Raw genomic sequence first — 13,599 nt, 5'->3', positions numbered from 1 at the left:
CCCTCGGCGGGCGGGTGCGGCGGCTCCTCGGGAACGGGTCGCGCCCTAGGGTGCGACCAGGGCCCAGCCCGTTCGTGCCATGGTGGCGGCCGCTCCGAAGGAGACGGGGTCGTCGGCCACTCCCGCGCCACCGGTCGCCACGTCCTCGGCGAGGGTGGCGACGACGAGCGCGCCGGCGCCGATGACGAGGGCGGCGCCGCCCGCCCACCTCGCCGCCGTCTGCCAGCGGGAGCGTTGCTGCGGTGCGGGGGCTGTCGCCGGAACGGGGACCGTCTGGGGTTGACGCTGGGTGGCGGAGTAGGTGATGACTCCCTTCCCGGGGTGCTTCGTCGACGACTCGACCTGGAGCACCGTGTTGGGCTGCGTCGCGGAGGGCGCCGACATCGGAAGGATGTCGAAGCCGGCGACGACCCGGCGCATGTCTCCCTGGGCCCTGAGCTGCGCCGTGATGCCGGCGACGTACCACTGCACGTCTCCGGCGCCGGAGTCCTCGGCCCGGCCGCCCTTGTTCTTGATGTCCCAGACGTAGACCGTGCTGTCCGTCCAGAGCAGCAGGTCGGCCCTGCCGCCGGTGGCGATCACCCGGTTCCGCGGGTCGCCGCCGCCCTTGACGGACTGGAGGTCCATGCTGACCTGCCAGCTGCCGCCGGGCTTCGCCGAGCCCATCGCCGTGAGCTGGGCCGCGGCCATCACGATCGCCTGGTCGTGGTGGACCGTGTACTTCTCCTGGAGGTGCCGGCCCAGGTTGAACGGCTCGCCGGGTTCGCGGCCGTCGGCGTCGGTGTAGCGGAGCGGGTTCTGGTAGCCGTAGCCGTAGAGTTGCAGGTTCGACGGCTTGTGGACGCCCTCGTCGGCCCCGCCGTCCAGGAACTCGCTCAGCGCGGGGTCGGCGGACTCCCACATGCCGCCGCGCGGGTCGTAGTAGCGGGCCCCGTGGTAGGTGTAGCCGGTCTCGGGGTCGAGTTCCTTGCCGGTGAAGCCGTACGGGTCCTTCTCGCCGGGGTGTTCGTCGACCCAGGTCTCGCCGGACGGGAAGTAGTCCAGGTGCTCGGCGAGCCGGCCGGAGCCGTCCGTGCCGAAGTTCGCCGACCCCAGGTGGTCGCCGTGGAAGAAGAACTGGTCCTTCTCGTAGGCGTTGCCCGGCTTCGAGGTCTTGGTGGCGATGCGGACGCCGCCCGCGTACACGTGCTTGAACTCGGTCTGGTTGCGGGCCGTGTAGAACTGGTTCGGGTAGAGGGTGGTCTGGGCGCCGTCCTTGACGATCCGGGTGCCCTGGTCGTCGTAGGTGAAGCGGACCGACGGGGGCTTGCCGGGCTGGTTGCAGGAGGACGGGTCCTGGGCCTGGTCCTGGTTCTTGGACGTGTCGTGGACGCAGGCGAGGCGGTTCTCCTCGTCCCAGATCTGCTGGCGGCGCGGCTTGCCGGGCGCGGACGACACGCTGTCGGTCAGGTTGCCGTTCGCGTCGTAGGTGAGGGTCTGCCGGCCCATGACGGACGGGGCGTGCGGGCGTGCGGCGCTGTACGTGTAGGAGTGCCGGTACGTGGTGTTCTTCTGGACCTGCTCGTGGCCGCCGCCCACGACGATGCCGTGGTGCTGGTCCTTGGCGGTGATGTTGCCGATGGTGTCGTACGACGTGGCGTAGGTGTAGCGGTCGGTCTTGTTCGCCATGAACCGGAAGGAGCCGGTGGCGCCGGTCAGCCGGTTCAGGTTGTCGTAGGTGTAGCTCTGCTCGGTGGGGCCGCCCAGCTTGGGGGTCTCGGAGGGCAGTTGGGTGGCGTTCTTCTGGCCGGTGAGGTTGCCGTTGGCGTCGTACTCGTAGGCGAGGTTCTGGAAGGCGGAGCCGGTCGGCAGGGTGGAGGTGAGGGTGGCCAGGCGGCGGTCCTCGGCGCCGTAACGGAACGTGGTGCGGGTGCCGTTGCCGAGTTCCAGGGCCGCACGGTCGCCGAACTTGTCGTACGTGAGCGACCGGACGTAGGCGTAGGCGAAGCCGTTCTTGGTGCCGTGGGCGGCGCTGACCTGGCCGCCGCTGTCGTAGGTGTAGGACAGCCGCTCGCCGTCGGGGTAGGTCAGGGACAGCATGCGGTTGAAGCTGTCGTAGCGGTAGGCGGTGGTGAAGGTGCGGATGTGCGGGCCGGGGCCGGGGAGCGTGCGGGTCTCCTCGGTGATCTCGCCGAGCGGGCCGTACTTCCGGGTGACCTCGCCGCCGGCGTCCTCGATCTTGGTGACCCGGCCGGCGGCGTTGTGCTCCGCGCCGGGCGCGCCGTAGGTGTAGCGGACGTCGTTGCCGGTGAAGACGGGGTGGCTGATCGCGGTGACGCGGTCGAACTCGTAGGTGTAGGTGATGGCCTGGTCCTTGGCGGCCAGGTTGGCGGTCTGCTGCCGGACGACGTTGCCGGCCGGGTCGTAGCCGGTGACGGTGCGGCCGGCGTCCGGCGAGTCGACGACGGTGCGGCGGCCCAGGTTGTCGTAGGCGGAGGTGGTGACGTTGCCGTGGTCGTCGGTGACCTCGAGGACCTCGCCCAGCGGGTCGTAGGCGTAGCTGGTCCAGATCGGCGCGTCGCCGGGCTTCGCGCCGGGCTCGCGGATGGCGGTCTGCTGTTCCCGTACGTCGCTGTAGGCGGTGGTGCGGTTGCCCTTGGCGTCGGTGGAGACGGTCGCGAACTGGGTCCTGCCCGCGCGGTCGTCGCCGAAGCCGTACGCCACCGAGGTGGACGTGCCGTCCGGCAGCGCGGTGCGCAGCCGGCGGTCGAGGACGTCGTAGGTGTGGGTGGTGGGTCGGACGGTGTCGAAGGCGGTGTGGAAGACGGTGCCGGTGTCGCCCTTGGGCTCGGTGAGCGGGTAGTACTGCTCGACGGTGCGGCCCAGCGCGTCGAAGACGAGACGGCCGGAGACCGTCATCACGTCCTCGCCGCCGACGGTGGCGTCCTTCTTCGTCTGGACGACGCGGCCCACTCCGTCGGTGAAGGTGACGGTGTCGATCGTGTCGTCCTTCACCGCGCCCGCGGTGTCCCGGTCCAGGTGGCGGGTGACCGCGTACGGGACGGGCGCGTCCGGGTGGTAGGCGAAGGCGATCGTGGGCCGGCCGGCGTCGTGGTCGTGCGGGCCGGTCACGGCGGTCAGGCGGCCGAGCGCGTCGTACTCCGACACGGTGGTGCGGCCGTTGATGTCCGTGGACTCGGTCTGCAGGCCGAAGCGCAGGTCGTAGGAGGCGGTGGAGCGGTAGCCGAAGCTGTCCTCGATCGAGGTGGCGTGGGTGCCGGTCGGCTCGTCGTAGGTGTAGGTGCGCTGGTAGCGCTGGCCCCGGTGGTTCTCGGGCGAGGTGATCGACCTGAGCGTGCCGTCGGCGTTGTACGCGAGGTCGGTGACGGCCTCGGCGTCTCCTTCCAGGTGGGCGGTGTGCCGGGTGACGTCGCCCGTGGTGCAGTCGACCTCGGCGTCGCGCGAGCGCATCAGCCTTCCGCCGCCGCGGACCTCCACCGTCCGGCCGATGCCGACGATGTGGGTGTCGGTGCAGGCGGTGTAGACGGTCGTCGTCACGACGTCGTCGGCGGCGCCGGGTTCGCCGTGGTCGACCTTGCGCACCAGGTTTCCGAGGTCGTCGTAGCTCATCTCGGTGGACGTGGTCTTGCGCGGGGTGGTGCCGCCCTCGCCGTCGTACCAGCGGGCCTCGGTGCCGGTCAGCTGCGGGAAGACGGAGCCGTCGAACACCGGTCGCAGGGTGTAGGTGTTGACGGTCTCGGTGTACAGGGCGCCCGTGGCGTCGGTGACCGCTTCGCGCCTGAGCAGGCCGCGGGCGGCGTGGCCGCGGGTGTCGAACTCGCGGACGGTGTTGCGGTACGGCTGGTCGCCGTCGGCGAGTTGGGTGCTGGTGACGGTGCCGTAGCCGAGGAACTCGCGCTCCAGGCGGTCGTACTTCCCCTTGGCGTACGAGAAGGAGAACGCCTGCGTGTCGGGGCCGTCGCCGGGCAGGTTGTCGTGGACCCGGGTGCCGGCGAGGAGCCAGCGGGAGCCGGGCTGGTCGTAGGTGTTGCCGTCGCGGGTGTAGCTCAGGTCGATGCGTGAACCGAGCGGCCGGGTCACGTTCTTGAGCAGGTTGGTGCGGCCGGTGCGGTTGGCGGCGACGACGAGCTCGTCGTCCTTGTCGGAGGCGAGGTGGTCGGCGAGTCCGTCGCCGTCGATGTCGCGGATCATCTGCTCGGCGCGGGAGGCGCCGGTGGACACGTTGACGCCCGGGTTGATGATCAGGCAGCCGACGACGAAGCAGATGGGGACGGTGAAGTAGACGCCGCCGCCGAGCTGGGCGTTGGAGTCGGCGTTGATCCCGTCCAGGGAGCCGTGGAAGGGGACGGGCGCGGCGAAGCCGGAGCCGGTGTTGAGCGCGACCCGCACCGGGTTGCCGGCGAAGACGCGGTCGACGCGGCCGTCGCCGTTGAGGTCGGCGAGGGAGCTCTTCGTCGAGGACGACTGCTGCTGGAAGGAGGCGCCGCCGCCGAAGCCGTAGAAGTCGGTGTTGAAGCCGATGTTCAAGCCGGCGGTGAAGCCGTGGCCCTCGTTGATCTTCCCGCCGGGCCAGGGCTCGGGCGCGGCGAAGCGGTAGCCGAGGTTGAGGGCGACGCGGCCGTCCTCGTACGCCCGGTCGGGCAGGCTGTCGCCGTTGATGTCGATGAGGTCGTACGAGGCGTCGGCGCGGTTGCCGCCGAGGTTGCCGCCTATGCCGAGCGGGGGCATGTCGTTGCCGGCGGAGGAGGTGTCGGCGGTGCCCCAGCCGGGCGGGGCGGCCTGGCCACGGCCGGTGGAGATGGTGCGGGCCGCGCTGCCCGCGCTGGCGTTGCCGCTCCTGGTGTCGGAGGCGCGCACCGCCCCGCCGGGGAGGGAGCCGCGGGTGGCGCCGAGGACGCCGGTCGGGTCGGTGTACTGGACGCCGCCCGCGCCGACGACGTCCGGGAAGCCGTCCCCGTTCATGTCGAGGTAGTCGAGCTCGCCGCGGGTGGTGCCCGTGGCGATGCTGCCGCCGACGCTGCCGACGCCGCCGCCCACGGAGCCGGTGAGCGAGAGCTGCTTGGAGTGGGCCATGCGGGGCACGGCGTGCGCGGAGGCCAGGGACGCGGCGGTGGGCAGGCCGATGGTCTGGCCGCCGAACCGTGAGCTGGAGGTGGTGGAGGCCGCCGCCCAGGTGTGTTCCCCGGAGCCCCAGCGGGCGTGCTCGGCGTCGGGGGCGAAGGGCACGGCGGTGGGCGGGGTGATGGTCGGGTTGTTCTCGAACGCCTCGCGGTCCCGGGCGGGGTCGACGTCGGCGGGCAGGGTCTCCTTGATCTTCTCCTCGGTGAGGTCGTCCTGCCTGACCGGCTGGGTGGCACGGTCGCGGTTGCCGTTGTAGCCGGCGTACGACCAGCCGCGGTACAGGCGCCCGAACACGCCCTCGGCGGTGGGGGCCTGCACGGTGGCGGGCGTGAGCGGGCCGCCGTTCACGGCGACGTCGGCGCTCTGGATCTTCGCGGCGAGTTCGGGCGAGGCCGCGGTGACGTCGACGTACAGGGCTTCGCCCGCGGGGGCCGTCACCTCGACGGACGGCTTGTCGCCGACGTCGAAGGCCCGCTTCGCGAGGAGCGCGCCGTGCTTCTTGACGGTGAGCACCAGTCGGCCCGTGGTGTTCTCGGCCGCCGTCACGTACGCGGTGAGGCCGAAGGTGCCGCCGGGGGACGTGAGGGGCTGCTGGACGCCGGCGGGCCCGGAGGGCACGTAGGTGTCGATGTCGTACGGGGGCCGGAACTGCAGCGGCCGGGCGTCGTCGCCCGCCGTCTCGGCGACGCCGGCGGCCTCGGTGTAGCGGGCGAGCGGCGCCCATTCCAGGGCGGTGACGTCGACCGGCGAGTCGGAGTCGATCCGCCACTGGAGCTTCTGGCCCTTGGTGACGTGGATCGTGGCGCCGGCCGGGAAGGTGCCGGTCTCGGCGGCGCCGATGGTCTTCTCGACGACCGGGGTGCCGGCCTGGAGGATCCGGACGGTGACGTCGTCGGTGGTCGCGGCGTTCTTCGTCACGTCGCCGGTCAGCTGAAGGGTGCCGTCGACGGGGGCCTCGACGGTGCCGGCCCGGCCGGCCAGGGTGAAGTCCTTCGACGCGGTGTAGGAGTGCAGCGGCAGGCCGTTGGCGTCGGTGGCCTCGAAGCCGGTGTAGGTGACCGTCGGGTCCCAGGCGACCTGGTCACCGGCGCCGTCGAAGACGGAACCGACGCGGAAGTAGAGGCGTTCGCCGCGCTTGACCTCGATGGCGTCGACGCCCTGGGGGGTGTACGCGGTGTCGTCGCCGGCCTCGATGCGGCGGGACCACAGCTCGCCGCCCTCGTGCTGCACGGCGACGCGGACGCCGTCGGGCTGGGAGAACTCGGGCTGCTCGTCGGTCTTCTGGAGCGCGACGGTGCCGGTGACGCGGACGGTGCCGTCGTAGGGCGCCGTCCACCGGCGCAGGGTGTCCACCAGCGGGGAGGAGTCGATGCGCCGCTCGCGCTCCGCCGCGTAGTCGGGCAGCAGCCCGTCGGTGTCGACCTGGCCGGCGCCGATCGGCACCGGGGTCTGCGAGGCGGGTCCGTACTCGACGGTGCCGTCGGCGTCCACGTGTCCGAAGCGCACGGACGAGCCGTCGACGAGGTCCACGACGCCGTCGGAGTTGACGTCGCTGAAGTAGCGGCGGGTGGTGGAGACGGTGTCGACGTAGTCGAGCTGCGCGGCCGCGCCGAAGTAACCCTCGATGCCGACGGTGAGGGAGTTGGCGGACTCGCTGAGGATGCCGGGCAGGTTGCGCAGCGGGGTGGTGGTGGAGGCGAACCTCGGTTCGCCGCCCGGCCGGGAGAGGTTCTTGCGGAAGACGAAGCCGTCGCCGCGCTTGAAGACCTTGTCCGGCAGGCTGTCGCCGTCGACGTCGACCAGGGAGAGGAGCCCCTCGTCTCCGGACCTGCTGTAGCCGGCCTTGATGCCGGCGGAGCCGTTCTTGGAGGGCTTGGCACCGTAGCCGACGTACAGGTGGCCGCCGACGCTCCGGGAGGTGTTGCCGTGCAGGGCGCCCGTCTCGCCGGCGCCCCGCTTCACGGTGTCGACGGCGCCGTTGCGGACGTCGTCGTCGGGCGAGGTCCAGTCGACCTTGGCGAACGCCTCGTAGGCGCCCTTGGCGTCGCGGATGTCGTCGAAGTACTCGAACCGGTGCCGGTTGAACTCCTTGCCGTCCGCGCCGAGCTGGGCGACGGACTTCAGCAGGGTCTTGTCGAACGCGCCGGTGGTGTAGGCGAGTGCGTAGGAGCGGACGGGCTCGCCCTGGAAGCGGACGTCGATCCGGCGCAGCAGGTCGGCGGTGACCCGCTTGAAGCCGCCCCGGGCGTCGATGGACACGTCGGGCCGCCGGGCCTCGCCCAGGTCCCGGTCGCGGACGAACGTCACCGTGTAGGGCCCGTCGGTGTCCCCGTGCCCGGTGTACGCGATCTTCTGGACGTACAGGTTGCGGCCGGCGACGGTGCCGCCCGCCACCCCCGCGTCACTGACCAGGGCGTAGGAGTAACGGACGGTGTTGCCGTGCGGGTCGCGTACCTCGCGCAGGGCCCAGGAGAAGATGTTGCCCGCGTCGTCGGCGAGCGTGGCGCCCTCGCCTCCGTACAGGTAGCGCACACCGGACTTGTCGGTGACCTCCCAGCCGTAGGTGGCCGGCGAGGTGCCGGTGCGCACGATGCGGTCGAAGCCGCCCTCGATCCGCGCGTGGAAGACCTTGTCGCCGGTGCTGCGGGGTCCGGGCGTGGCGCGGTGGGCCAGGGGCGTCAGCTGGTCGCCGCCCATGAGGTACGTCTCGGTCTCGCGGGCCGCGTCGTAGCGCGGCACGCCCCAGCGGGTCTCGACGGAGATCGACGGGACGGACACGTCCCAGCCGGTGCCGAGCCAGCTCTCCGCGGCCGACGAGGTGTACTCCACCGCCAGCGCGGGCGCCAGGCCGGATCGCCCGTCGGGGAGTTCGAGGGGGTACGAGAGCCGGGCGTCGCCCTGGTTGTTGGCGGCGGGGGCCGCCATCTGGTTCACGCCGGTGACCGGGGAGGCGGCCTGGATGTTCTTGATCTGGTTGGGGTCCGAGGAGACCTGCTCGGGGCCCTCGGGGGCGGTGACCACGGCGTTCACCATGTCGGTGAAGTGGTCCGTGCGCGAGACGACGACCTGCTTGTCCTCGTCGACGGAGATCCGGTCGAGCGCCCGCCAGCAGGTGCCGGCCTCGTCGAAGTAGAAGGTCCGGATGTCGCCCGGGGTGTGCCCGGAGCTCTTCAGCGCGTCGGGGTCGTACGGCAGGGAGACGGTGATGCCCGTCTCGAAGGTGTGCGGGGTGGGGGTGAAGCGGTAGCCCTCGGGACCCTTGGTGACGTTCTCCATGCCGGCGCCGAGGCCCGGCAGGGAGGTGGCGTCCAGCGGCTCGATGCCGACCTCGGTGGGTTCGGACACCGCCTGGGACGACAGCGTCACCTCGGCACCGTCACGGGCGACGCTCTTGGTCACCCCGGTGTCGGGGGTGACCCACGTCGTGGACGGCCGTGCGGCGGCCTTCCTGGTCCCGGCCTCCTTGCCCGGTACACAGCTGCCGAGCGCGGGCGCGACGGCTGCCACCGGCACCGTGCCCGGCGAGTCGGTCAGCCCACCGGCCGAGACCAGTGACACCGGCAGCGCGAGGGCCAGCAGCAGTGCCGCCCCGCGGGTCCGGGCCCATGGACCCCGTCGAAATCCGTACGCCCAGCGATGTCTCCGTGCCCCACCGGTCATCGGTCTCGTCCCGACCTTTCACGCGACATGCAGCTTTGAACTGCAACGGCCCACAAAGCAGCCACATCCTCCTCGTGACACCGCACACGGCACAGCCACAAACGAGCCAGTATGTGAAGGAGTTGTATGCGCCAACCGGGCCAACCGGCCCTCGTTCCGCGGACTGGCCGGTGCCTCGGGCACGTTCGCCGATCGGTTCACCGGCGCACCGGTGCGTCCGAGCCTCCAAGCGCGCCGGGACTTCGCCGAACTCACCGCCGCCAACGAGCTGGACATCGCCGCGATCAGCCCGGAGGTCCGCCTCCGCCACGGCGCCGACCTGCGTGACCTCTGATCCGGCCGAGCATCGCGAGGCGAGTGATCGGGCCCTCCCGTCGCGGCCCCGCGCAGGGTGCCGAAGGCGGACCGGACGTGGTCGGAGCGCGCCGCGCGGGCTGTCGGGCCATGTCACACCCCACCGGGTCCAGCGGTGGCGGCCCGTGCCCCTGCCCGTCCGCACGACGCCGGGCAGGTCCGGATGACCTGGTGCGCCGGCCCGTGCGTGCGACCGCGGAGACGGGGTACGCGCCTTCCAGAACGCCGGAGCCGTACGCGCGCGGAAGGAGACGCCATGTCCCCGGAGCCCGGATCCCGGCGGGCAGCACCGGCCGCCGACGGCGCGGCCGGGGTCCGGCTGCTGCTGGTGCGCCACGCGAAGGCCGTGCGCAAGGACCGGCGGGTCGACGACTTCGACCGCGAGCTGAGCAAGCGCGGCAGGGGCGACGCGCCCCGGACCGGCCACTGGCTCGCGGACTGCGGCCTCACACCGGACCTCGTGCTCTGCTCCCCGTCGCACAGGACCCGCCAGACCTGGCGGCTCGCCGCCCCCGCGCTGGACGACCAGCCGCCCGTCGTCTACGACGAGCGGCTGTACCGGACGCCACCCGGCGAGCTGGTCTCCGTACTGGCCGAGCGGAGCCCGGGCCTTCGTGTCGTGGTCCTCGTCGGCCACAACCCGGGGATCCACCAGCTGGCCGCCGGCCTGTCCGGGAGCGGCCCTCCGGAGCTGCTGAGGCGGGTCAGGGAGGGCTTCCCGACCTCGGGCGTGGTGCTGATCGAGCTGCCCGGGGGCTGGGAGTCGCTGTCCCCGGGCAGCGGAAGGGTGATCGCCCGCTGGTCCCCCGGCGACTGATCCCGCCGCCCGGCCGGGCACGAGCCGCCGCCCGTGCGGGCGAGGCGGGATTCCGGTCGGCCCCGGAGGAAGAGCCCGAGCGATGAGGCGGGGCGCGCGCGTCCCGCGACGGAACGGAAACGGAGGAGAGACCATGGGCGAGCGGAAGCAGCACAGGACGGACGAGGGCCGCGCCGGTCGGCCGCGCACCACGCCTGCCGACGCGGAGGGGGAGAGCGGCGACAAGGAGGCCCGCAGGGAGGCCGACGAGGCCGTGTCCTCCCGGGGCCTTTCCGGCGGCCGGCGCGAGACCGGCGGCCACCAGGGGACCGCCGGCCGTGACACCACCGACCGGAAGGGCGCCGGCGGTCACGCCGCCAAGCACCAGCGCCCCGGGGTGGGACGCGAGGAGCAGACGCGCGGTCACGACGGCTGACGGCCTCGCCCCCCACCACCGGCCGGGCATGCCGCCCCCCCCACCACCGGGCGGGCGGCACGCCCGGCACCGCTGACGCACACCGGCGCCCCGCGCGGCCTACCGCGCGGGGCGCCGGCGGTCCGGCCGCGAGGGCCGGCGGGCGCGCGTCAGCGGTGACGCAGCCTGCCGAACAGGCGACGTGCCTGGGCGCGCCTGCGCGGGTCGGCGGCGGCGCGGCGAAGGGACGCCGCCGCGCCACGGCCCCGGGGGCTGCGGGCGAATCGCTTGATGCGGTCCAGCAGTGCGGTCATGGGATTCTCCTCCGATGTCCGTGTCCTGGCACTCCGTGTTGCCCCGGGCGGCGGTCTCACACTCCCCGGATGCCGACGAGGCGTCAGGTGCGTTGGGCGGAAACGCTGTTCGCGCGCGTGCCCCTCTGTTTACGAACGCCCCCTGGAGGAAGGCGGATCGACGGTCCGGCGTGCTCACGGGTGGAGAGAGGGCAGGTCACGACATCTTCGGTTATCGGCCGGAATGATCCCAGGACACCCGGGTACGCGGACACTGTCCAACCCGCAGGGGAGGAGCAACCAACCATGGGTCTGGGACTGTTCATCATCATGATCGCCGTCGGCGCCATCCTCGCGTTCGCGACCGACTGGGAGATCCAGGCGGTCGACCTCGATCTGGTCGGCCTGATCCTGATGGGCGTCGGCCTGCTCGGGACCGCCGTCTACACCAGTGTGCTGCGCCGCCGCCGCATGGTGGTCCCGCCGGTGGCGCCCACGGTCACCGACGACGACCGTCGTGACCTGCTCTGAGGCGGCCCGCACGTCCGGTACCGCGCCCTGCACGAACACAGCGACAGAGGAGTGACAGCAATGACCGACCATCTGTGGTCCTTCAGCACCGAGTCCGGCCACCTGGCGGGTACCGACCTCACCGGGTGGCGCGTCGAGGCCGCCGACGGGCACATCGGCAAGGTGGACAAGCACTCCGACGAGGTGGACGACTCCTACCTGGTCGTCGACACGGGCGTCTGGATCTTCGGCAAGGAGGTGCTCATCCCGGCGCGGGCGGTGACCCGCGTGGACCTGGAGGAGCAGACCCTCCACCTCGCCCTGTCGAAGGAACAGGTGAAGGACTCGCCCGAGTTCGTCTCCGACAAGCACCTCGCGGACCGCCAGCACCGCGAGGAGGTCGACCAGTACTACCGCGCGTCCTGGCGCTTCCCGGGAGGCATGGGCGGCCTCTGACGGGCCGGTCCGCCCCGGTACGCACGAGTTCAGCAGCACGTCCCCGACGGGGAGACGATCCCCGTCCGAGAGAAAGGTGTCGCCATGTCCCAGGTGGAGGAGTCGGTCGAGGTCGAGGTCCCGGTGCGCGCCGCGTACGACCAGTGGACCCAGTTCGAGACGTTCCCCCGCTTCATGGACGGAGTGGAACGGATCGAGCAGCGTACGGACACGCTCACCCACTGGATCACCGAGATCGGCGGGGTGCGGCGCGAGTTCGACGCCGTCATCACCGAGCAGATCCCGGACGAACGCGTCGCGTGGACGACGGTCGAGGGCGAGGCCCGCCAGGCGGGCGTCGTCACGTTCCACCGCCTCGACGCGACCCGGACGAAGGTCATGCTCCAGATGGACTTCGCCCCCGAGGGGCTGACGGAACAGGCGGGCGACAAGCTCGGCTTCGTCAAGCGCAAGGTGGCCGGCGACCTCAAGCGGTTCAAATCGTTCATCGAGGAGCGCGGCGGCCTGCAGACGGGCGGCTGGCGCGGATCGGTCTGAGGATCCGGCGCCGGCGCTCCGGTGGCCCGGGGCGCCCCGGCCGCCCCTCGGCGGACTGCCCCGGCTCGAAACCGAGGGGGCATGGATCGCCGCCGACGGGGCAGACGGGTGTCGAGCGAGGGACACGCTCGCGCCGGACGATCCACGGTTCCCCCCTTGCCGTGGGTCGACGGCACCCGTGAGTGGCCCGCACCCCGTGGAGGGTGCGGGCCACTCGCCTGCCGCCCCGAGCCCCTACCCCTGCCCCGACCCCCGAGCCCCTGCCCCTCCCCCTGGCCCCAGTCGACGCCTCGCGCCCTCTCCGACGGCCCGTTTCCCGGCCTGTCGACGGCCGGGGCGTTCTCCCCGCGTCCTCGGGGTTTGCCCCCGGGCAGAGCGGCAAGCCGAACCTGTAGGCCACGGAAGCCGGGTGACGGACAGTCGGCCCACCGGACACGCCCAGGAGGTGCTCATGTCGAACCCGACCCGAGACCTCGGCCGCGTGGCGCCGTGCGCCGCGCCGGTGGGACCGGTCGTCCCCACGGGGACGGGTCGCCGCCCGCGCACTCCGGAGGCCGCGGTCCCGTCCGAGGACCCCAGTGCCTCGGGCCGGAGCGGGGAGAGCCGTACGTACGCTCCCGCCGCGACCCCCGACGCACCGCGCCGACGGGACGACCAGAAGGGGCGGGAGGGGCCGCACGGGCGGGCCGACGGCCCCGCCACCGGTGACGGTGGCCACCCGCCCCCGCGAACGGCCGGTACGCCGCGGGCCTGACTCCGCACCGTGCCGCGTCGGACGGAAGCCCCCGCGCTCGACCGGGGGCTTCCGCCGTGCGTCGGTGCGGTTCCGCTCCTGCCCCCCCCTGCCGCAGAGGAGGATCATCCCCATGAACGAACGAGACAGCGGTGCGCCGCAGGACCACCCGAGGGTGGGCCGGCACGGCGGCAAGGCGTCAGAGCCGGACAGCGGCACCGGCACCGGCGGACACGACGGACGCGGCGAGACGGAGGAGGAGCGCGCGGACCGGCGCTGGCAGGAGCTCCTCCAGGAGATCCGGGTGGCGCAGACCGGCGTCCAGATTCTCCTCGGCTTCCTCCTCACCGTGGTGTTCACCCCGCTCTTCCACGAGCTCCAGCAGACCGACAAGACGATCTACCTGGTCACGGTCGTCCTCGGGTCGCTGGCGACGGGCGCGCTGATCGGCCCCGTCTCCTTCCACCGGATCGTGTCGGGGCGGCGGGTCAAGCCCCAGGCCGTCGTCTGGGCCTCCCGGCTCACCTTCGCCGGCATCGTGCTGCTGCTCGCGACGCTGACGTCCGCCCTGTTCCTCATCCTGCGGGTGGCGACGCACGACCCGTACGTGCCCTGGCTGGTCTCCGGGGTCCTCGCCTGGTACCTGGTCTGCTGGTTCGCCCTGCCCCTGTGGGTCCGCACCCACTACGCCGACGGGAACTGACCCGAGCGCGAGAACGCGGAG

The 13,599-nt window shown here is 72.4% G+C and carries 9 protein-coding genes; 7 read left to right on the top strand and 2 right to left on the bottom strand.

Going from position 1 to position 13,599, the window contains the following annotated elements; genetic code table 11:
• Positions 1–45 precede the first annotated feature (45 nt).
• Positions 46–8,628: a SpvB/TcaC N-terminal domain-containing protein gene (locus IF73_RS42550; protein WP_051716562.1), complete on the bottom strand. Its 8,583-nt coding sequence runs from the start codon at positions 8,626–8,628 to the stop codon at positions 46–48.
• Positions 8,629–8,992: 364 nt separating this feature from the next.
• Here IF73_RS42550 and IF73_RS42545 point away from each other — a divergent pair, with 364 nt between their 5' ends.
• From IF73_RS42545 to IF73_RS0105965, 3 genes are all read left to right on the top strand, one after another.
• Positions 8,993–9,115: a hypothetical protein gene (locus IF73_RS42545; RefSeq protein ID WP_267883565.1), complete on the top strand. Its 123-nt coding sequence runs from the start codon at positions 8,993–8,995 to the stop codon at positions 9,113–9,115.
• A gap of 276 nt (positions 9,116–9,391) precedes the next feature.
• The gene (locus IF73_RS0105970; RefSeq protein WP_031004220.1) at positions 9,392–9,952 is read left to right on the top strand and encodes a SixA phosphatase family protein; all 561 of its coding nucleotides are present in this window, start codon (positions 9,392–9,394) and stop codon (positions 9,950–9,952) included.
• A 133-nt stretch (positions 9,953–10,085) separates the two neighbouring features.
• Positions 10,086–10,367: a hypothetical protein gene (locus IF73_RS0105965; RefSeq protein ID WP_031004218.1), complete on the top strand. Its 282-nt coding sequence runs from the start codon at positions 10,086–10,088 to the stop codon at positions 10,365–10,367.
• A 149-nt stretch (positions 10,368–10,516) separates the two neighbouring features.
• On the opposite strand, the gene IF73_RS41385 is transcribed toward IF73_RS0105965, so the two are convergent.
• Positions 10,517–10,660 (bottom strand): hypothetical protein, encoded by a 144-nt coding sequence (locus IF73_RS41385; RefSeq protein WP_199806616.1) that lies wholly within the window; start codon positions 10,658–10,660, stop codon positions 10,517–10,519.
• Positions 10,661–10,945: 285 nt separating this feature from the next.
• Between IF73_RS41385 and IF73_RS0105960 the strand changes: the two genes are divergently transcribed.
• From IF73_RS0105960 to IF73_RS0105945, 4 genes are all read left to right on the top strand, one after another.
• Positions 10,946–11,170 (top strand): DUF6458 family protein, encoded by a 225-nt coding sequence (locus IF73_RS0105960; protein ID WP_031004216.1) that lies wholly within the window; start codon positions 10,946–10,948, stop codon positions 11,168–11,170.
• 60 nt (positions 11,171–11,230) lie between these two features.
• Positions 11,231–11,605: a PRC-barrel domain-containing protein gene (locus IF73_RS0105955; RefSeq protein WP_031004214.1), complete on the top strand. Its 375-nt coding sequence runs from the start codon at positions 11,231–11,233 to the stop codon at positions 11,603–11,605.
• Positions 11,606–11,689: 84 nt separating this feature from the next.
• Positions 11,690–12,142, top strand: a complete 453-nt coding sequence (locus IF73_RS0105950; protein WP_031004212.1) for an SRPBCC family protein — start codon at positions 11,690–11,692, stop codon at positions 12,140–12,142.
• Between the two features lie 866 nt (positions 12,143–13,008).
• On the top strand, positions 13,009–13,578 hold the full coding sequence (locus IF73_RS0105945; protein WP_031004210.1) for a DUF6328 family protein: 570 nt from the start codon (positions 13,009–13,011) through the stop codon (positions 13,576–13,578).
• Positions 13,579–13,599 lie beyond the last annotated feature (21 nt).

The organism is Streptomyces sp. NRRL F-5727 (assembly GCF_000719555.1).
Taxonomy (GTDB): domain Bacteria; phylum Actinomycetota; class Actinomycetes; order Streptomycetales; family Streptomycetaceae; genus Streptomyces.
The sequence above is the reverse complement of the archived record's forward strand: the minus strand, read 5'-3'. Positions and strand labels throughout refer to the sequence as shown.